The 19,037-nt window shown below is 65.2% G+C and carries 14 protein-coding genes; 8 read left to right on the top strand and 6 right to left on the bottom strand.

Annotated elements, in window-relative coordinates; translation table 11 throughout:
- Window positions 1-4: 4 nt before the first annotated feature.
- Window positions 5-592 carry a glycerol-3-phosphate 1-O-acyltransferase PlsY gene (gene plsY / locus ACR42D_RS13175; RefSeq protein ID WP_484567248.1) on the bottom strand — a complete coding sequence of 196 codons (588 nt, stop codon included), beginning with the start codon at window positions 590-592 and terminating at the stop codon, window positions 5-7.
- 70 nt (window positions 593-662) lie between these two features.
- Complete coding sequence (locus ACR42D_RS13170; RefSeq protein ID WP_484567247.1) at window positions 663-2,717, bottom strand: ribonuclease catalytic domain-containing protein; 2,055 nt, start codon at window positions 2,715-2,717, stop codon at window positions 663-665.
- Between the two features lie 87 nt (window positions 2,718-2,804).
- On the opposite strand from ACR42D_RS13170, the gene ACR42D_RS13165 reads away from it, so the two are divergent.
- Window positions 2,805-3,101: a SemiSWEET family sugar transporter gene (locus tag ACR42D_RS13165; protein WP_484567246.1), complete on the top strand. Its 297-nt coding sequence runs from the start codon at window positions 2,805-2,807 to the stop codon at window positions 3,099-3,101.
- A 55-nt stretch (window positions 3,102-3,156) separates the two neighbouring features.
- Here ACR42D_RS13165 and ACR42D_RS13160 read toward each other — a convergent pair whose 3' ends face one another.
- Entirely contained in the window at window positions 3,157-4,431 is a 1,275-nt protein-coding gene (locus ACR42D_RS13160) for an IMP cyclohydrolase (protein ID WP_484567245.1), read from the bottom strand.
- Between the two features lie 243 nt (window positions 4,432-4,674).
- On the opposite strand from ACR42D_RS13160, the gene ACR42D_RS13155 reads away from it, so the two are divergent.
- From ACR42D_RS13155 to ACR42D_RS13130, 6 genes are all read left to right on the top strand, one after another.
- On the top strand, window positions 4,675-6,360 hold the full coding sequence (locus tag ACR42D_RS13155; protein WP_484567244.1) for a methyl-accepting chemotaxis protein: 1,686 nt from the start codon (window positions 4,675-4,677) through the stop codon (window positions 6,358-6,360).
- A 153-nt stretch (window positions 6,361-6,513) separates the two neighbouring features.
- Window positions 6,514-6,909 (top strand): hypothetical protein, encoded by a 396-nt coding sequence (locus tag ACR42D_RS13150; protein ID WP_484567243.1) that lies wholly within the window; start codon window positions 6,514-6,516, stop codon window positions 6,907-6,909.
- 111 nt (window positions 6,910-7,020) lie between these two features.
- Window positions 7,021-8,283: an adenylosuccinate synthase gene (locus tag ACR42D_RS13145; RefSeq protein WP_484567242.1), complete on the top strand. Its 1,263-nt coding sequence runs from the start codon at window positions 7,021-7,023 to the stop codon at window positions 8,281-8,283.
- Window positions 8,284-8,295: 12 nt separating this feature from the next.
- Complete coding sequence (locus ACR42D_RS13140) at window positions 8,296-9,135, top strand: DNA polymerase III subunit delta' (protein ID WP_484567241.1); 840 nt, start codon at window positions 8,296-8,298, stop codon at window positions 9,133-9,135.
- Window positions 9,136-9,138: 3 nt separating this feature from the next.
- Window positions 9,139-9,618: a GNAT family N-acetyltransferase gene (locus tag ACR42D_RS13135; protein WP_484567240.1), complete on the top strand. Its 480-nt coding sequence runs from the start codon at window positions 9,139-9,141 to the stop codon at window positions 9,616-9,618.
- 62 nt (window positions 9,619-9,680) lie between these two features.
- Complete coding sequence (locus ACR42D_RS13130; protein ID WP_484567239.1) at window positions 9,681-10,136, top strand: TIGR02594 family protein; 456 nt, start codon at window positions 9,681-9,683, stop codon at window positions 10,134-10,136.
- Window positions 10,137-10,220: 84 nt separating this feature from the next.
- Here ACR42D_RS13130 and ACR42D_RS13125 read toward each other — a convergent pair whose 3' ends face one another.
- The 3 genes from ACR42D_RS13125 to ACR42D_RS13115 form a co-directional block, all read right to left on the bottom strand.
- Window positions 10,221-11,918 carry a Na+/H+ antiporter NhaC family protein gene (locus tag ACR42D_RS13125; RefSeq protein WP_484567238.1) on the bottom strand — a complete coding sequence of 566 codons (1,698 nt, stop codon included), beginning with the start codon at window positions 11,916-11,918 and terminating at the stop codon, window positions 10,221-10,223.
- Window positions 11,919-12,097: 179 nt separating this feature from the next.
- A complete protein-coding gene (locus ACR42D_RS13120; protein ID WP_484567237.1) occupies window positions 12,098-12,421 on the bottom strand; it encodes an antibiotic biosynthesis monooxygenase family protein in 324 nt (107 codons plus the stop codon).
- A complete protein-coding gene (locus tag ACR42D_RS13115) occupies window positions 12,397-16,239 on the bottom strand; it encodes a class I adenylate cyclase (protein ID WP_484567236.1) in 3,843 nt (1,280 codons plus the stop codon). The genes ACR42D_RS13120 and ACR42D_RS13115 overlap by 25 nt, the downstream gene beginning before the upstream one ends.
- Window positions 16,240-16,512: 273 nt before the next feature.
- Here ACR42D_RS13115 and ACR42D_RS13110 point away from each other — a divergent pair, with 273 nt between their 5' ends.
- A complete protein-coding gene (locus tag ACR42D_RS13110; protein WP_484567235.1) occupies window positions 16,513-18,681 on the top strand; it encodes an acyl-CoA dehydrogenase family protein in 2,169 nt (722 codons plus the stop codon).
- The last annotated feature ends 356 nt before the right edge of the window (window positions 18,682-19,037 follow it).

The following is a 19,037-nucleotide window of genomic DNA, read 5'->3' as shown; positions in this document are numbered from 1 at the left end:
GTTGCTACCCCTTCTTGAGCCAGGGGTTTTCCTCGCCCCGGGCCAGGCGGCGGATGTTCTCCTTGTGCCGCCAGAACAGGACGAGCATGACCACTGCGGCCACGGGGATGAAGGCGAGGTTGCCGGACAGGAACATAAGCACGGGCAGGGACAGGGCGAAGGTCAGCGAGCCCATGGACACGTGGCCGGTGAGCCAGACCATGAGCAGGCACAGGACGATGCAGACGAGCGCGGGCCAGAAGGCCAGCCCCAGGAACGCGCCCACGGTGGTGGCCACGGCCTTGCCGCCCTTGAAGCCCATGAAGCAGGAAAAGACATGGCCCAGGATGGCCGCCAGGGCGACCAGGGACAGGGCGAACGGGGAGTCGACCCAGGCGCCGGCGAAGACCACGGGCAGCAGCCCCTTGAGCAGGTCGCAGGCCAGGGTGGCGATGCCGAATTTCATGCCGCACAGCCGGGCCACGTTGGTGGCCCCGGTGTTCCTGCTGCCATCCTTGCGCGGGTCGATGCCGCACGCGGACTTGGCGATGACCAGCCCGAAGGGAATGGAGCCGAGAACATAGGCGAGCAGGGCCCAGAAAATGAAGGTCATGGTGATTTCTCCTGATAAATCGCGATTGCTGCGTGATACTACAGATTTTGCGGCAAGTTGAAAAGCACGCTTATTCTTCCAGGACCTCGCTCAGCCGGATCTCGTTGGTCAGCGGATCGATGCGCGAGAAGTTGATCTGGAACCGCTGGCCCGGGTAGAGCTTGTCGCCGAGCATCTTTTTGGGCGCGCGCACGTTGACCTGCAGGTGCGGCATGGCCAGGGTCGCCATGGGCCCGGTCTCGTCCACCAGCACGGCGGGCTGGAACTCGCGGCGGCGCTTGGCCAGGTAGACCAGCTTCCAGTATCGGGGCCGGAACCGCTGCACCGCGCTGACTGCCTGGATGCGCATGTTCAGGTGGGTGATCAGCTGATCCAGCTCGTCGCGGTCGAGCCTCGGTTCGCCCGTGGCCAGATAGGAGCTGACCTGGGCCATGTTGATGAAATCCGTGTAGCGTCTGAGCGGCGAGGTGATCGGCGCGTAGGCCGGAACGCCGAGCGCCGCGTGCCGCTTGGGCGCGGTCTCCAGGGTCGGGGGCAGGAGCAGCTTGACCGAGCGCAGAATCTCGGCGGGCTCGGTGAAGATGCCAGCGGCCTCCGGGGGTAGGGCGATGTCTTGGGTGCGGTGGAGTAGGGGCACGCCGTTGTCCCTCGCCCACAGGGCCAACCCCGAGTTGGCCAGGATCATGAACTCGCTGATGACCAGCTCCGAGCGCGGGCTGGGCGTCTTCAGCTCGATGTTGACCGAGGCCTGCGCGCCGCTGCCGGTGAGCGTAACGATGGGCTCGGGCTTGCGGATGACGCACGCGCCCGAGGCCAGCCGCCGCTCCAGGAGATGGGTGGCCAGGTCGTGGGCCAGCATCAGGGATTCGTCGGTCCGCTCGCGGATGGCCCGGTCCGTGTCCTCATAGGTGACGTTGGCCTTGATCCGGACCCAGGCCGCGCGCGGCTCAACCCTGTTCAGGGTGCCGTCGGCCGCCAGGAAGAAGTCCGCGACCAGGGCCGGGCGCGCCTCGCCCTGCAGCAGGGAGTACTGATTGGTGCCCAGCCGTTCGGGCATCATGTGGCTGGTGCCCTCGGGCAGGTACAGGCTGGTGGCCCGGTGCAGGACCGCCTTGTCCAGGGGGGAGCCGAAGGTCCAGTGGGCCTCGGGCCGGGCCAGGACGATGGACAGCTTGTAGCCTGTCCCGTGCTTCTCGATGCGGAAGGCGTCGTCGATGTCCCGGGTGGTGCTGGCGTCGATGGAGACCAGGTCCTCGATCTCGGGCGTCTCGGCCTGATTGGAAAAACGGTTTTCTATCTCTTCGATTTCACTGATGAAGGATTGCGCCCACTCGTCGCCCCAGGCGTAGTCGGCCTCGTCCAGATGGTAGTTGTGGTGGACGGGCAGCACACCCCAGGTCTGGGCCAGGAGCAGGGCCAGGTGCGGGACGTCGGGCAGCCCCTTGGAGATGGCCGTCCATATCTTGCGGTCGTTCTCGTCCAGGTTCTCGCCCACCTTGCCCCTGAGGATGCGGGCAAGCCCCTTGGCCAGTTCCGGGTCCAGGTCGGGCAGGTTCGGCTTGCGGCCCTGGCCGTGGGCGGCCCAGAGGTCCCTGAGCAGGGTCTGGCCCGCGCCGGTGATGGCCTCGCGTTCCTTTTCCTCGGCCTTTTGCCGCAGCTTCAGCTCGACCTTCTCGGCGGGCCATATCTCGAATACGGGCGGGCGGAACTTGAAGTGGGTCTTGGCCTGGAGCATGGCCCGGCCCAGCGCGGCCAGCCGGTCCTCGTCCCACTCTTCCCAGAGCAGGTCGGCGAACCAGGACAGGGGCGCGGATTCCAGTTCTCCCTGGGCCAGGTCCCACAATTCCATGACGTTGAGCCCGGCCTGAATCTCGCCGCGCGCTTCCTGGCGTTCGTTGAGGATGTTCTGGATGTCCTGGCGCGAGGCGTCGGCCGACAGCAACGGGCCGTGCCACGGCAGCAGCCGGGCGGCGGGCAGCTTCATCTCGCGCTTGTTGATGGTCAGCAGGCGGAGTTTGCCGGACGATTCCTCAAGCACCCAGGCGAGCTGGGGTTGATCGCCGTGCATGAATTCCACCACCGTGCCGGGGCGGATCGTGGGGCCGAGCGGGGTTGTTTTAGCCATATATCAGTCGATTTTTTTTCGTTGCGCTAACGGTTCGGTTAGCATGAAACGGTTGTCAGGGTAAGTCCGTGCGCGTATGGGAAATGCATGCAGATGGATTATCTGGAACTCATCGGCCTGGCGGCCGGTTGCTGCACCACGGCGGCGTTTTTCCCGCAGGTCCTGCACACCTGGCGGACCCGCTCCGTGGCGGATCTGTCCCTGCGCATGTACCTGCTGTTCACTCTGGGAGTGGTGCTCTGGCTGGTCTACGGCATCCGCATCGGATCGCTGGCCGTGACCCTGGCCAACGGCGTCACCCTGGTTCTGGCCGCGTCCATCCTGATCATGAAGATCGTCTTCGACAACCCCTCCCGCAAGGGGAGCGGCCACCGTCCCAAATAAAAGGCCTCGCCGAACTCCTGCCCGGCGAAGCCCATTCCTTTACGTTTGTTCCGAACTAGTGCTTGAAGGAGCGCTGCCCGGTGAAGACCATGGCCACCTGCGGCTCGGCCTCGTTGACCGCCTGGATGACTTCATGGTCGCGGATGGAGCCGCCGGGCTGGGCGATGGCGGTCACGCCCTGGTCTATGCACAGGTCCACGCCGTCGCGGAACGGGAAGAACCCGTCCGAGACCACCACGGAGCCGGGAAGGCCGCCGCGCGCCTCTTCGGTGCGTCTGTCGATGTCGGCCAGCTTGGCTTTCATCTCCGGGTCCTTGATGGCCTTGAGCTTGAGCTCGAACAGGGACATGCCCAGTTCCTTGGAGGCCAGCAGGTCCGCGTACTTGATGTACGCCTTGGTCACGGCCAGGAGCACGCAGCCCACGCGGTCCTGCTCGCCGGTGCCGATGGCGGTGGTCACGCCGTCGCGGGCGAAGATCACGGAGTTGGAGGTCACGCCCGCTTCCACGGCCCAGGCGAAGAGCAGGTCGTCCGCCTCCTGCTTGGAGGGGGCGCGGGCGACAAAGGCGTTGCCGTCCTTCTCGGCCTCGGCCGGAATGAAGTCGTCGGCGGTGAGGATGGCGTTGCGGAAGGAGAACTGCAGGACCATGCCGCCGTCGGACAGGGACTTGATGTCCAGAAACGGCGTCCTGGACAGGGATTCCAGCTCGGTGATGCCCGGAATCTCCAGGATGCGCAGGTTCTTTTTCTTCTTGAGAACGGCCAGGGCGTCGGCGTCGAACTCGGGCGCGGCCACGACCTCGAAATATACGGAGTTGATCAGCTCGGCGGTGGCCAGGTCGAGCTTGCGGTTGACCACCACGGCCCCGCCGAAGGCGGCGATGCGGTCGGCCTCGAACGCCCGTTTCAGGGCAACGGCCACGCCCTCGTCGGTCCAGGCGGCACCGCACGGGTTGTTGTGCTTGAGGATGAGCGCAGCCGGTTTGGCGGACAGGTACTGCAAAATATTCAGGGCGTTGTCCACGTCGGTCAGGTTGGTCTTGCCGGGGTGCTTGCCCGCCTGGAGCATGTGCTCCTCGGTCAGGGCCGAGACGAGCCCCTGGCCCGCGCCGATGAACTTGACGCCGCCGACTTCAAGCTGCCCCTGGGCCAGCTCGTAGAGCGCGGCGGGCTGGTCCGGGTTCTCGCCGTAGCGCAACCCCTTGGTCTCGCCGTCGATCTCCCAGGTCCGCTTCCTGAAGACCATCTCCTGGTCGCCCAGGGTCAGTTTCATGTCCGCCGGAAACGGGTCCTGCTGCAAGGTGTGGTACATCTTTTTCAAATCGCTCATCGCTTGGACTCCCTGTTGTTGCCGTGTGAGGGGGCGGTCATAACACACCTTCATCTGGCGGGCAATGACTGGAGGCCGGGCCGCCCCGAAAGTCAAGCATCCGTTTGAAATTTCCGCTGAATTATAATTGTTCTAATGCTATGAGGGAGTAAGATTGAATCAGGCGAAAATCCTTCACGATGAAGACGATTTTCGCTCGGCGCCGAAGCTGCCATGGCAATTCTTTAGCGAACAGGAGGCGTTATGCGTATACTCAACTTCAAGGACTGGGGGCTGCAGAGCAAGATTCTCAGCTTTTTCCTGGCTATCGTGGTCCTGATCCTGGCGGGATTGCTCGGCTATTTCCTGCCTGTGGTGGGCGTTTCCCTCATGCAGGAGAAGCGGATGGCTACCCAGGGCGTGGTTGATGTGGCCTACGGGACCATCGAGTCCTGGGCGGCCAAGGCGGCGTCCGGAGCCATGACCAAGGAGGCGGCGCAGGAAGCCGCCAAGGCGGAGATCGCAGGGCTGCGCTATCATGGGCAGGAGTATTTCTGGGTCAACGATCTCCACCAGGTCATCGTGGTTCACGGCGTGAATCCGGCCCTTAACGGCCAGGATCTGACGGACAAGAAGGACCCCCACGGGGTGTTCCTCTTCCAGGAGATGGTCAAGGTGGCCAAGGACAAGGGCCAGGGGTTCGTCAACTACATGTGGCCCAAGCCCGGTTCGGAAAAGCCCGTGCCCAAGGTATCTTTCGTCAGGCTGTACAAGCCCTGGGGCTGGGTCGTGGGCTCGGGCATCTACGTGGACGACGTGGACGCCCAGGTCTCCTCCCTGCGCTGGCAGATCCTCATTCCCACCGTGGTCGGCATGGGCATCCTCATCCTGATCGTTTTCTGGGTGCTGCGCGGCATTATCCGTCCGCTGCGCGAGGCCGTGGCCGTGTCCAACGCCATGGCCGAAGGCGACCTGACCGTGGATATCGTTTCCCGGAGCAAGGACGAGGTCGGCCAACTGACCTCGGCCATGTCCAACATGCTCCAGGCCCTGCGCAACGTGGTCTCCGAGGTCAGCCTGGCCTCCGAGCAGGTCACCTCGGGCAGCGAGGAGCTGGCCTCCTCGGCCATCGACCTGTCCCACGGGGCCACGGAACAGGCCTCGGCGGTTGAAGAGGTTTCGGCGGCCATGGAGGAGATGACCTCGTCCATCGGCCAGAACGCGGAAAACGCCCAGACCACCAATACCATGACCAACAAGGCGGCCCGGGACACCGAGTCCGGCGGTCAGGCCGTGACCAAGACGGTCGGAGCCATGAAGCAGATCGCCGAGAAGATCTCGATCATCGAGGAGATCGCCCGCCAGACCAACTTGCTGGCGCTCAACGCGGCCATCGAGGCGGCCCGCGCCGGTGAGCACGGCAAGGGGTTCGCCGTTGTCGCGGCCGAGGTCCGCAAGCTGGCCGAACGCAGCGGCGCGTCCGCCGCAGAGATCAGCGAATTGTCCTCGTCCAGCGTGGAAGTGGCCGAAGAGGCCGGGAACCTGCTGGCCCAGATCGTGCCGGACATCCAGAAGACCGCCGAACTGGTCCAGGAGATATCCGCCGCCACCAACGAGCAGAACGCGGGCGGTTCCCAGGTCAACGCGGCCATCCAGGACATGGACAAGGTCATCCAGCAGAACGCGGCCGCGTCCGAGGAAGTGGCATCCACGGCCGAGGAACTCTCGTCCCAGGCCGTGCAGCTGCAGAAGGTCATCAGCTTCTTCAAGCTCGGCGGGACCGCCTATGTTCCGGCCGCCAACAAGGTCAAGGTGCCCAAGACCAAGCCCAAGGCCATCGGCAAGGGCGCGGCCAGGCCAGTCGCCGCGGCACCGGCCGCATCCGCGTCCGACAGCGGGATGGACCTTGATATGGACAATGTGGACGACGGTGATTTCGAGCGCTTCTGATCTGACGACGCCTCCTGTGAATGACAAGGCCGCCCGGTTCTCCGGGCGGTCTTTTTTGTTCGGGGAGGGCAGTGATTTTGCCTTGGCGGGGGAGCTCAATATTTGCTATGCAGAAAATCCCGGCATGCGTTTTTCATCAATCAAGGAACACCGATGTCAGAAAGCTACATGGAAAAGGCGCTCTTGAAGCTCGCCCGTCAGATCAACGCCTACGACGAGGCCTCGCTCATGAGCCTTTGGGAAAAATACGCGGAAAAAGTCCGCCATTTCGAGCCGACCAAACGGTGGGAGGAATCGGTCCTGGTGTTCAATCTCATCCAGTCCACCCGCCTCAAGAACCAGCTTTTCAACTACAATTGGGCGCAGTCGCGCCAGCCCGGTGACGGGCCCGTGGAGATCGACCTGGCCGCCCTGACCGCGCCGGAAAAGGGCTCCGGGCCGGTGAACGGCGATCTCGCATCGGCCCGGGATCAGGAGCACGGGGCCGGGCCGGACAAGAAGGACCGGCGCGGCAAGTTGCTCACCCTGACGCCCAAGAACGGCAAGTAGCCGCCGCACAGGCCGGTTGACATAGGCACCCGTTTATATTTACGGAACATAACCGTTTGTGCGCGCATCCCCGGCCGGGGACCGCAATCCCGGTATTTCAAGGAGCTAACAATGTCCAATATGGTGGTTTTCGGTTCCCAGTGGGGAGACGAAGGTAAAGGCAAGGTCGTCGATATGCTGGCCGAAAAGGCGGACGCCATCGTCCGTTTCCAGGGCGGCAACAACGCGGGGCATACCCTGGTGGTCGACGGTGAGCAGTGCATCCTGCACCTGATCCCCTCCGGCATCCTGCACCCCGGCAAGCAGTGCCTCATCGGCAACGGCGTGGTCCTGGACCCGTTCGTGTTCTGCCAGGAGCTGGACAAGCTGGCCGCCAAGGGCGTGGACGTGTCTCCCTCCCGGATGATGATCAGCAAGAAGACCCACGTGATCATGCCGTACCACTGTCTCATGGACGCGGCCCGCGAGTCCTCCAAGTCGGCGGACGGCAAGATCGGCACCACCGGCCGAGGCATCGGCCCGTGCTACGAGGACAAGATGAACCGCTGCGGCATCCGCGCCGGCGACTTCTCCAATCCCGAACTGCTCAAGGACAAGATCGTCAAGGCCCTGGAAGAGAAGAACGTGCTCTTCCAGCACCTGTACGGCGCCGAGCCCGTGGACGCCCAGGAAATTTTCGACAAGGTCATGCCCGTGGCCGAACGGCTGGTGCCGTATCTCGGCGACGTGTCCTCGGCCATCCAGGCCGCGGACTGCGTGCTGTTCGAGGGCGCCCAGGGCACGCATCTGGACATCGACCACGGCACCTATCCCTTCGTCACCTCGTCCAACACGGTCACGGCCAACGCGGCCTCGGGCTCCGGCTGTTCGCCGCGCGAGCTCGACCGGATCATCGCCATCGTCAAGGCGTACACCACCCGCGTGGGGAGCGGCCCGTTCCCCACGGAACTGCTCGACGCGGACGGCGACTACCTGCAGTCCCACGGCCACGAGTTCGGGGCCACCACCGGGCGCAAGCGCCGCTGCGGCTGGCTCGACCTGGTGGTCCTCAAGGAATCCGCCCGGCTGAACGGCCCCACCGAACTGGCCATCACCAAGCTGGACGTCTTGTCCGGCCTCAAGGAAGTGAAGCTCTGCGTGGGCTATGAATACAACGGCGAGACCATCGCCTACCCGCCCCAGGAACAGAACGGTATGGCCTACGTCACCCCGGTCTACGAGACCATGCCAGGCTGGGACGAGGACATCACCGGCGCGCGCAGCTGGGACGACCTGCCCGAGAACGCGGTCAAGTACCTCAAGCGCATCGAGGAGATCTCCGGCGTCAAGATCGGTATCGTCTCCGTGGGCCCGGACCGGGTACAGACCTTTTAGGGAGTGGCGGGCATGACGCTGAACGACGATCCGCTGGCCGCCCTGGTGGGGCAGGAGCACGCGGTCCGGCGGCTCAACGCCATCGCCCACGATCCGCCCCAATCCATTGTCATCGAGGGGGGCGACGCGGAGTCCCGTGTCGCCCTCGCCCTGTATTGGGCCATGCGCCTGAACTGCGCGTCCGGCTCCGTGCCTTGCGGCCAGTGTCCGGCGTGTAGGCAGATCGCGGACCTGGCCTTCAACGACCTGCTTTTCTTCGACGGCCGCGAGGGGCTGATAAAGGTGGACTCGGTGCGCGAGAAGCGCTCCACCTGGGGCCAGCCGCCCCACGGCGACGGCTACCGCGTGTCCATCTTCGCCGAGGCCCAGATGTTCATGACCGAGGCGGCCAATGCCCTGCTCAAGTCCCTGGAGGAGCCGAGGCCGGGCAACGTCTTCGTCCTGGCCGCGCCCCAGCGCGAACGGCTCCTGGAGACCCTGGTCTCCCGTTCCTGGGTGGTCACCCTGTCCTGGCCGGACGTGCGCGTGAACCCGCCCGAGGTGACCGAATGGACCACGGCCCTGGTCAGCTTCTGGCAGACCGGCCGGGGCTGGTTCGAGCGCACCCAGGTGCGCGGCGCGGTGGACCGCAATCTGGCCATGGACGTGGTCATCGGCATGCAGCGCGAACTGCGCGAGGCACTGTCCGGCGCATGCTCCACGCCCCTGTCGGCGAACATGGCCCGGGCGTACGGCCCGGCCGACCTGCGGCGCATAGGCCTGGTCCTCGAACAGGCCCAGGACGCCCTGAACACCCAGGTTCCGGTCAATCCGACCATGGTCCTCGACTGGGTCGCGACCAGGATGGTTTAATTCTTGCGCATCATCGAATATAACGGGCAGGACACCGACGCTATCGTCGAACTCATCACCACCATCCAGATCGCGGAATTCGGCGTGGCCACCTCGGCCGAGAAGCAGCCGGACCTGCGGGACATCCCCGGATTCTACCAACACGGCGCGGGCAACTTCTGGCTCGCCTTCGAGGGCGATGAGCTCATCGGGACCATCGCGCTGAAGGATGTCGGCGACGGGGTCTGCGCCCTGCGCAAGATGTTCGTGAAAAAACCGTATCGCGGCAGGGAGCGCGGCGTGGGCGCGAAGCTCATGCGGACCCTGCTCGACTGGGCCCGGACGCGCGGCGTGCGCGACATATACCTCGGTACCGTGGACGTATACCACGCGGCGCACCGCTTCTACGAGAAATCCGGCTTCGTCGAGATCGCCCGGCATGAGGTCCCGGACTCGGTCCCGCTCATGGACGTGGACGTCAAATACTACCGCTTCCGCTTTTGATTTTTATCCCCCGCATGGTATGGACGCATAGGTGGTTGAACTCTAGCGGTTCGGAGGTGGTTATGCGCGCGATCGAAATGACGGCGTTCGACATGGCCCAGCGTTTCGTCGGGGTCAGGGAAGTGCCCGGCAGCCAGTCCAATCCGGCGGTCCTGGCCATGCTGCAACTCGACGACGACTGGCCCAAGGGCGACGATGTGCCCTGGTGTTCGGCCTTTGCCAACTACGTGGCCTGGCTGCTCCGCCTGCCCCGGTCCAAGAGCCTGATGGCCCGCTCCTGGCTCAAGGTCGGCCGGGCCGTGGGCGAGGAGGCCGAGGTCGGCTTCGACGTGGTCATCCTCAAGCGGGGCACCGGCAAGCAGCCCGGTCCCGAGAAGCTCGACGCTCCCGGCCATGTCGGATTCTACGCGGGCATGGAGAACGGCAAGGTCCTGGTTCTGGGCGGCAACCAGAAGGACGAGGTCAACATCACCGCCTATCCCAAGAGCCGTGTCCTGGGGATCCGGCGGCTGTTCTGACAGGGACGGGATGTCTGTCGGCAGGCATGAAAAAAGTCCGGATCGGTTCTCCGATCCGGACTTTTTTTGTGGTTTGTGGTCGGGCTAGGCGTCGACCTTCTTGCCCGCGAAACGGATGACCAGGGCCGTGGCCAGGATGCCCAGCGGCAGGGTCAGGGAGACGGGCAGGCCCAGGCCCGCCGGGAGGTAGCCGGTGACGATGGCGAGTCCGGCCACGACCACGGCGTAGGTCAGCTGGGTGCGCACGTGGTCGATGTGGTCGCATCCAGCCCCCATGGAGGACAGGATGGTCGTGTCCGAGATGGGCGAGCAGTGGTCGCCGAAGATGGCTCCGGTCAGGACCGAGCCCACGGACAGGACCACGAACTCCGGGGCCGGGTTCATGGCGAAGGCCAGGGGGATGGTCAGGGGCATGAGGATGCCCATGGTCCCGTAGGAGGTCCCGGTGGCGAACGAGATGATCGAGCCGAGGACGAAGATGATCGACGGCAGTAGGTAGGCGGGCAGGGCGTCGGACAGCGCGCCCACCAGGTAGGTGGCCGTGCCCAGCTCCTTCATGACCCCGGACAGGGACCAGGCCAGGAGCAGGATGACGGCGGTGATGTTCATGGATTTGATGCCCGTGACAAAGGTCTCGATAGCCTCCTTCAGCGGCATGATCTTGCGCGACACGGCCATGGCGATGGCCACCATGGAGGCGAGCAGGGCGGCCTGGAACAGGACCACCGAGGCGTCCGAGGCTCCGAAGCAGATGCGCATGGAGCTAAACGACAGGGGGGACGCGTTGACCGCGGCCAGCACGGCCGGGTCGTCGAGGTTCTGGTAGCCGTTGAAGTAGAAGCCCAGGAACGCGGCGACCATGAGGGTGCCGATGGGCAGGATGGCGCTCCACACGGATGGCTTCACGTGGGCGGCGGGTTCCAGGGTGGTGGCCTCGTCCGAGGCCATGGGCACGGCGTTGTCGCCGATCACCTTGCCGTGGGTCCGGGCGCGCATCTCGGCCGCGTACATGGGGCCGAAGTCGCGCTTGAGCCACACGGCCAGGAGGATGAAGCACAGGATGTAGATGTTGTAGAACCGGTACGGAATGGTCTGGACGAAGATGCCGTAGGCGTTGCCGGTGATGCCGATGGTCTGGTAGCCGTCGCGGATCAGGCCGACCTCGTAGGCCACCCAGGTGGAGATCAGGGCGATGCCCGCGATGGGCGCGGCCGTGGCGTCGATGATGAAAGCCAGCTTTTCGCGGGATACCTTGAGGCGGTCGGTCACCGGACGCATGATCGGGCCCACGGTCAGGGAGTTGGCGTAGTCGTCGAAGAAGATGAACAATCCCATGACCCAGGCAGCCAGCTGGGAGGAACGCGGGGTCCGGGCCCAGCGGGAGATGGCCCCGGCAATGGCCTGGGCGCCGCCCATCTTGGAGATCAGCGCGATGAGCCCGCCGATGGCCAGAACCTGGAGCACGATGCCCGCGTCCCACGGGTCGGCCAGGGAGGTCAGGACCTGGGTGGACAGGTGCAGGAACCCGCCGACCATGGCATGGTACACGTCGTAGCCCTTGAGTTCGAGCATGAAGCAGCCCGAGAACACGCCGATGAACAGCGACAGGACGACGTTCTTGCTGGCAAAGGCCAGGGCGATGGCCAGCAGCGGCGGGATCAGGGTCAGCAGCCCCCAGTGTTCGGCGTTGGCGGCGGCCACCGCCGGATCGGCGGCCAGGGCGAAGGCGGGCATGAGAAAGGCCGCCAGACAGGCGGCCGACAGTATGAGAGGTTTGCGCATGACGTTCCCTTTGAAAAATGCTCGTTGCAGTACGGAATAGTCGAAATCAACGGTGAAATACAAAATTGTATTCTGCTTCGATGGAGAGGAGGCATATATCATTCATAAGGATTTGTCGATGGTAAAGAGATATCGACTTCCGAATGGATTGCCAAAAAAGGCATTGCGGCGCGGCGGGATCAGGGGAAGCGGCTTTCGCGCTCCACCTTGCAGACGCGGGTGGTGAAGGACGCGTACCACTCCTTGCGGCCGCTCGCCTGAGCGGTTTGGTGCTCGGGGTGGTCGCGCCAGGCGCGGATGGCCTCCGGGCTGTCCCAGTAGGACACGGTGATGCCGACCTCCTCACGGGCGGAATCCACACCCAAAAAACCGGGCATGGACCGGGCCAGTTCGAGCATGCGCCCGGCGGTTTCGGCGTAGCCGTCGTTTTGGTCCGTGCGCACGGAGGTGAAGATGACGGCCCAGCAGGCGGGACAGTCTACGGCAGTCTGATTCTTCGGCATTGGCATCCCTTGGGCGTGAACAGCCCCAGCTTGACGGTTTCGGACAGCGTCTGTCCTATCTTCTCGGCCAGGAAGCGGGCCGGGTCGCTCTCGAACAACGGGCCGGGCCGCTGGAAGATGCGGCAGAACATCTCGCCCCAGTTGGTCGAGTAGATGACCGAGGCCCGCTCGATGCGGCTGGCCTCGCGCGGGGCGGCCATGTTGACGATGAAGAAGGCCCGGACGACCTCCTCGGAGCGCAACCCCTCGTTGATGTCCGGCTCGAAGGTCTCGGCAAAGGGAAAGGCCTCGTGCAGGGCGGCCATCAGCTTCTGCAGATCGGCCAGGGCGATGGGCGCGATGGATCGGTCGGCCTGCAACAGGCTCTTGGGGTGGTAGATGCGGTTGGCCAGCAGCCAGGCCAGCAGGTAGACCGGGCTCTGGTTGCGGTGCAGCGGCTGGAGGTGCGCGGCGGCCTGTTTGGCCTGCACCCGCGTGCCGCCGCGCGCGATCCATACGGTCGGCTTGCCGGTCGCCTTTTGCGCGGAAAAGTGCAGCAGGGGAAATCCGTTCTCCCTGGTGTCCATGAACGGCACGCGCATGACCTTGTGGTTCTTGCGCGCGAAGTTGGCCGCGATGCGGCGGCCCATGCGCGTCAGGTCCTCGGGGTTGACCAGGGCCCTGGTCCTGCCCTTGGCCCGTCCCCCGGCGGACAGCCCTTCCTGGATGCGCTGGTAGGTGTCGACCATGTAGCGGCGCACGTGCGCGCCCATGCGCAGGGACTTGTCGAACGGCCAGGTGCGGTGCGTCTCGGCCAGCCTGCCCGGCTCCACGTAGCCCGAGCCGAACAGGACCGAGATCAGGGACTCGTCCTCGGGCCGGGTGGGCAGGTTCATGAACAGGGGGATGTCCGACAGGTTGGCCTTGAGCCGGAAGGACTCCTTGAGCAGGGCGGCGGCGTTGTCCTCCCCGCGCTCGGAATAGTAGTCGTGCAGGGTGGAGTACAGCGCGGTGTACGGGTCGGTGTCCAGCCGTCCCTGGCGGTTGCGGATCAGGTTGCGCTTGATGCGGTCGCACAGGGGCAGGGAGGACGCGCCGGGCGCGGCGTAGGTCTCGAGCAGGCCGAGCTTGAGCACGGACTTGAAGGGCGAATGGATGGCCTTGACCATCTGCCACAGGGAGCCGCCGAAATATTCGGCGGGCGGCACCTCGGCCAGATGCCCGAAGTCCTCAAGGCGCGGTTTGCCGCACAGGGGATAACGCCGGGCCGCGCGGATGCACGACTCGTACATCTTGCGGCTGGCCCCGGCCGGGGTGACCCACCAGGCGATGTTCTTGCCCGCCAGCTTGAGCGCCGTGCGGTAGAACTCTTCCTTGAGCAGCAGGACCTGGGCCGAGCCCGAGCTCTCCTCGTCCCCGGACAGGAAGCGGTTGTCGCGCACGTCGTCCATGCGCATGGGGTAGAAATGGACCTCCAGGCCGTATTCGCTGTCCGCCCACAGGGCCATGGCGTCGAGCTTGCGCTTGAGCCCGTGCTCCACGGTCATGGTCACGTCGCCGTCGTAGCAGACCCAGCAGTCCAGGTCCGAGCTCGAGGTCTGGGCCACGGTGCCCAGGCTGCCCATGGCGTAGACCGCCTGGATGCGTACCTCGGGCGAGGGCTCGAACTCCGGGTCCAGCCCCAGCCGGTCGCGGACCAGCTCCAGGTCGGTCAGGCAGGGATAGTAGCCCCAGACCCGACTGGACGGGATGTTGCCGAAGTTGTGGCGGCGCTCGAACAGGTCGCTGTCCAGGAGCAGGGGGAGCATGCGCAGGAAGGCCTGCTGGTCGCGGGTCAAGGTGCCCATGGCCCGGTGCATGCGCTGGCGGTTGTTGTCGAGCATGCGCCGTTCCCGGCGCATGAAGGTCAGCTCCCTGGCCCACGCGGCCAATGCCTTCTGGGCCCGGAACGGATCGTTCTCACGGCTCTTGGGTATGGCGTTTTTCTCCGCCTCCCTGGCGAACACGGTCATCTGGCGCAGGCGGTTGGCCAGAAACTGCGGGTGCCCGGCGTCCGAATTCTTGATCACGGACCGGGTCACGGCCGAGCCGGGCAGCTCCATGGACAGCAGCACGCAGTCCCGGACGTAGAGTCCGTGCAGGCAGGCGCGACAAAACTCCACGCCCCGGAAATCGTCGCCGATCCACTCACTGAAGGACAGGTCGCACACCTCGAACCGGGAGGAGCGCACGGAGCAGCCGTGCAGGGCGCTTCCGGCCAGGGTGCAGGTGGAGAACTCGCTGCGGTCCATCCGGCAGTCGCGCAGGGCGGCCTCGCTGAAGGTCGAGGTCCGGAACCGGCATCCCTTGAAGGCGCAGCCGGAAAAGAACGCGCCCGTGAATGTGCAGTCCGTGAACAGGCAATCCTCGAACCGGGTGCCCGAGAACTCCATGCCGGTGAAGCGCACCTCCTTGAACTCGGTGCCGGACAGCGCGCAATCGCGCATGAGCCCGTCGTTCAGCTCCACGTTGTAGAGCTTGCCCTTGAAGAATCGGGTGCGGATGAACGACGACCCGGCCAGGTCGAGTCCGCTCATTTCGCGGTTTTCCAGCTCGGCGCCGTCCACCATGGAGCCGGGCAGCTTCTGGTCGCGGACGTTGCCGGGCCTGGGCAGCAGGTCCTGGAGGGTCCTGGGCCTGGACCGGAACAGTCCTTTGAGAAAACCTTTTTTTTGCGGCTCGGGCGCGTCCCGGCGCGGCTGTACCGGGGGCGAGGCCTCCAGGACGCGGGGGGAGCCGGTTCCCCTGGGCGGGCAGTCCCCGGCCACGTTGCGCACGAAGTCCGGGGCGATGGCCTTGAGCGCGCTCAGCATCTCGAGCTGGGCGTCGGCCCGGCGCTCCTCGGGCATGGATGAAATGTACTGGACGTAGCCGATGTCGCCGAGCAGGGGCGCGCGGGAGATGGCGGCCGCGCGAATGCCCGGCATGCGGGAGCGGACCGAAGCCAGCAGCTTGCCTATGGCCGGGTGGTCCTGGCTGATGAGCGCGTCCAGGCACGCCCCGCCGAGTTTGGCGTCGGCCTTGGGCAGGATTTTGAGCAGCGTGTCGAGGATGGTCCTGTTGCCCGCCTCGCCCACGGCCGCGATGGTCCGCAACAGCCCCTCGTTCGTGGTCAGCCGGCCGAGGCCCACGGCCTTTGCCAGGGCCTCGCCGTAGGCCGAGTCGCCCACGCCCCGGATGATCAGGCAGAGCTCTTCTCGGTCATCGTCCTCCACGCCGTTGGTCAGCCGGGAGTTGAGATAGCGGCCGAACAGCCCGCCCACGATGACCTGCCTGACCGGGAAGGCCAGGACCTCGTCCTGTTCGCCCAGCCGGGCCACGAACGGGACCAGTTCCTCGGGGTCCGTGCCCATGAGTGGCTTGAGCATGTCCTCGACCCAGGCCAGCGTGTCGCGTTCCATGTCGCCGGGAAAGTCTTTGAGCATCTCGTGGACCAGGGCCAGCCGGTCGCGGGCGGGCCAGGCTGCCACCTTGGGCTCCAGGCGGGGCAGGGGCGTGCCGCGGGCGTTGAGGCACCGGGCGCACAGGGTCCGGCCGAACCGGCCTGATCGGACCAGGGCCTGGAGGCAGGCCTGGACCGTGTGGATATCCGCTGAATTGGAGGCCAGCCGGTGCAGGGCCAGGACGGCCTCGGCCAGGGGCACGGCCTCTGCATGGGCCGGGTGGGGCGTGGCGTCGCACCAGCGCATGACATCCGCCGCGAGCTCCCCGATGCCGGGACCGCCGGAGGGCGCGCCCTCGGAAAGGGCGCCGATGGCCCTTGCCAGGGCTCGTATGTTCGGGATGTCTTGGCTCGTCACCGCTGCCGCCTTTTTGAGATTGCGCGATAGTGCAGGGAATCGGGTGCGAAGTCAAAGCGCGATTCCATTCGTTTGGTTCGGCATTTCCCGATTCCCGAAAAATGAATGGTTCGGAAGTGCCGAAAACGGGTCCGAAACGCCCGGAAAGCCGCTGAAACGCTTGTTTAAGGGGCAAAAACACTTTGACTCACCAGGGACAATGGCCTATCGTCCCGGACTATTATTGATAACTGAAAACTCCAGTCAAATAACAACCTTTCAGGGAAGCTGCTTATGTATACACTTCGTACCCTTCCGGGAGACGATGTCCGTCAGCTCATGTGGCGTTTCGCCGAGCGATTCGATCTTCAGATGTCCGTGCAGAGCGCCCGGTCCATCGCCCGCACCACCGTCGCCAAGTTGGTGGCCGAAGGGGCGCGCAACACCCACGAATGGACCGAGCAGAAGGGCGAGCTTTTGACCGCCTTCGACCAGGCCGGACTGACCGCGCTGTTCATGGACCCCCATCAGGGCGGGTTCATCGAGGGCCCCAAGAACCTGGCCCTGGCCCTGGTCGCCTTCGAACTGGCCTGGGTGGACGCCGGCGCGGCCACCTCCTCCCTGGCCTCCTGCCTGGCCCTTGCCCCGATCCACGAGAAGGGCACTCCGGAGCAGCGCGACAAGTACATGTCCGCCTGCGTGCCGCCCCAGCCGGGCGAGGATCGCGAGATCTGGCGCGGGGCGTTCGCCCTGACCGAGCCGCTGCCCTACGTGGGCGTGGACACCGGCGTGCTCTGCGGCAAGGTCACCGTGGCCGAGTGGAAGGACGGCGAGGAGCCCATGCTTCAGGTCGACAAGCGCGGCCGGTTCATCACCAACATGGACTTCGCCAACTTCGTCACCGCCGCAGTGGAGTCCAATGACGAGCGCATCAAGGGGACCTTCATGGTCATCCTCGAAGAGGGCGACGAGGGCACCTTCGACCGTGGCGCGCCCACGCTGAAGATGGTCCACCAGCTTTCCTCCACCCGCGACCCCGTGCTCAACCTCAAGGTGCCCGCTTCCCGCATCATCGGCGGCTACGACGTGGTCGACGGCGTGATCGTGCCCAAGTACAACCACTCCGAGATCATCGGCGCGGTCTTCCACCGCACCCGCATCCCCGTGGGGTTGATGACCTCGGCCAAGCTGCTTTCCGCCGTGGAGCCGGTCATCCGCTATCACCGCAACCGTTTCCGTGGCGGCGACGCCTGCAAGGAAGGCTCCCCGCGTTTCGACAAGGGGTTGCAGATCAACGAGGACGCCCTGCAGCGCCTGGCCGACGTCTGGGCCACAGGCGAGGCCGGTTGCTCCCTGGCCTTCGCGGCCGCGCGCCTGGCCGACCGTTTCGATCCCATCGAGAAGGCCAAGGAGGCCCACTTCGAGGCCGAGGGCGTGACCAGCATCCGCAAGCAGATGGCCGCCCTGCGCAAGCTCCACGACCAGGTCCGCGAATTCATCGAACTGGAATACTCCCCGGTTGGTGCGCGCGACGAGGCCCGGTACAGCGAACTCTCGAACGACACCCTGGTCCAGTACGCCTACATGGAGGCCCTGGCGGGCGTCCTCAACCCGGGCGTGAAGCTCTGGAACACGGGCGAGGGCGCCAACAAGATGCGCGAGGCCGTGGCCCTGGTCGGCGGCTACGGCATCACCGAGGACTGCCCCGGCTTCCTCATGCAGAAGTGGAGCGACTGCCAGCTCGAGGCCACCTACGAGGGCCCCGAGGCCGTGCAGCGCCGCCACCTGACCATGACCATGACCTCCGACATCTTCGGCTGCGTCATGGAGAACTGGATTTCGCAGATGCGCCGCGCCGGTCAGGACGTCCCCGGCCTGGGCGGCTATGTCCTGGCCTCGGCCATGGAGCTGTGGCAGTGGACCCTGGCCTTCCTGCAGGAGGCCAAGGACGAGAACGGCAAGAAGCTCTACCACAACAAGCGGCAGGGCGTGACCTTCCCCATGGCCGACGCGCTCGGCTGGATTCTCGGCCCCTACTTCCTGGCCTGCGACGTCATGGAGCTCATCGAGAAGGGCCCCATGTCCATGACCCTGGCCGAGGGCCTGGACGATCTGACCGGTTTCTACAAGGACCTGTGCCACGTGCAGGCCGCCCGCGCCGCCGGTGAAGTGGCCCGCATCTGTTCCGAACTGGTCTACGGCTACAACTGGAACCGCTGCCCGACCCCGGATGGCGGCATCGCCGAGAAGTGCGAGCCCGAGCTGAAGTCCAAGGAGGAATGCGCCCAGGACGGCACGCTGGGCGATCTGTCCAAGTGTTCGCGCCCGGAACTCGTCCGCTTCCGCGAACTCAAGGCCACGGTCGACATGTGCCTGGCCGGTTCCCGGCTGGCCAAGGACCGTGCGGGCAACGCCCTGGCCGAAGTGATGATCCCCGAAGCCCTCGACTACCCGCAGGGCTAAGAAAGATAGCAAGATGCGAGAGGGAAACCTTTTGAGAAAGGTTTCCCTCTCGCGCTCTCCCTTCCAAAACTTTTTGTCGTCGCGCCGCCTGGGAGGGGAGAGGACAGCCGTGTATGTTATTGGCGGCGCGGAGGATGCGGAGCCGGATTTCGCGCCTTGAACATAACAAACTTCAACCCATACCCACCCCCCACAGGCGTCTCGTGAAGGGGCACGCCTGACCACTCCCCCTCAACCATCGCGAAGCGACACAAAGAGTTTGGGAAGGGAGAGAGGGGATGGGGGTCCGGGGGAAGGGGAGAGAGGGAGAACCCTTTGCAAAGGGTTTCCCTCTCTCCCCTTCCCCCGGCCGCCGG

The organism is Pseudodesulfovibrio sp. lm2024 (genome assembly GCF_051175575.1).
Taxonomy (GTDB): domain Bacteria; phylum Desulfobacterota; class Desulfovibrionia; order Desulfovibrionales; family Desulfovibrionaceae; genus Pseudodesulfovibrio; species Pseudodesulfovibrio caledoniensis.
This window is presented reverse-complemented; position numbering and strand designations above follow the sequence as displayed.

Excerpts from the sequence above, each read along its gene's own strand:
- ACR42D_RS13165 (WP_484567246.1), top strand. The coding sequence starts at position 2,805 with ATGCAGATGGATTATCTGGAACTCATCGGCCTGGCGGCCGGTTGCTGC.
- ACR42D_RS13140 (WP_484567241.1), top strand. The coding sequence starts at position 8,296 with ATGACGCTGAACGACGATCCGCTGGCCGCCCTGGTGGGGCAGGAGCAC.
- ACR42D_RS13120 (WP_484567237.1), bottom strand. The coding sequence starts at position 12,421 with ATGCCGAAGAATCAGACTGCCGTAGACTGTCCCGCCTGCTGGGCCGTC.
- ACR42D_RS13155 (WP_484567244.1), top strand. The coding sequence starts at position 4,675 with ATGCGTATACTCAACTTCAAGGACTGGGGGCTGCAGAGCAAGATTCTC.
- ACR42D_RS13150 (WP_484567243.1), top strand. The coding sequence starts at position 6,514 with ATGTCAGAAAGCTACATGGAAAAGGCGCTCTTGAAGCTCGCCCGTCAG.
- ACR42D_RS13125 (WP_484567238.1), bottom strand. The coding sequence starts at position 11,918 with ATGCGCAAACCTCTCATACTGTCGGCCGCCTGTCTGGCGGCCTTTCTC.
- ACR42D_RS13160 (WP_484567245.1), bottom strand. The coding sequence starts at position 4,431 with ATGAGCGATTTGAAAAAGATGTACCACACCTTGCAGCAGGACCCGTTT.
- ACR42D_RS13145 (WP_484567242.1), top strand. The coding sequence starts at position 7,021 with ATGTCCAATATGGTGGTTTTCGGTTCCCAGTGGGGAGACGAAGGTAAA.
- ACR42D_RS13170 (WP_484567247.1), bottom strand. The coding sequence starts at position 2,717 with ATGGCTAAAACAACCCCGCTCGGCCCCACGATCCGCCCCGGCACGGTG.
- plsY (WP_484567248.1), bottom strand. The coding sequence starts at position 592 with ATGACCTTCATTTTCTGGGCCCTGCTCGCCTATGTTCTCGGCTCCATT.
- ACR42D_RS13110 (WP_484567235.1), top strand. The coding sequence starts at position 16,513 with ATGTATACACTTCGTACCCTTCCGGGAGACGATGTCCGTCAGCTCATG.
- ACR42D_RS13130 (WP_484567239.1), top strand. The coding sequence starts at position 9,681 with ATGCGCGCGATCGAAATGACGGCGTTCGACATGGCCCAGCGTTTCGTC.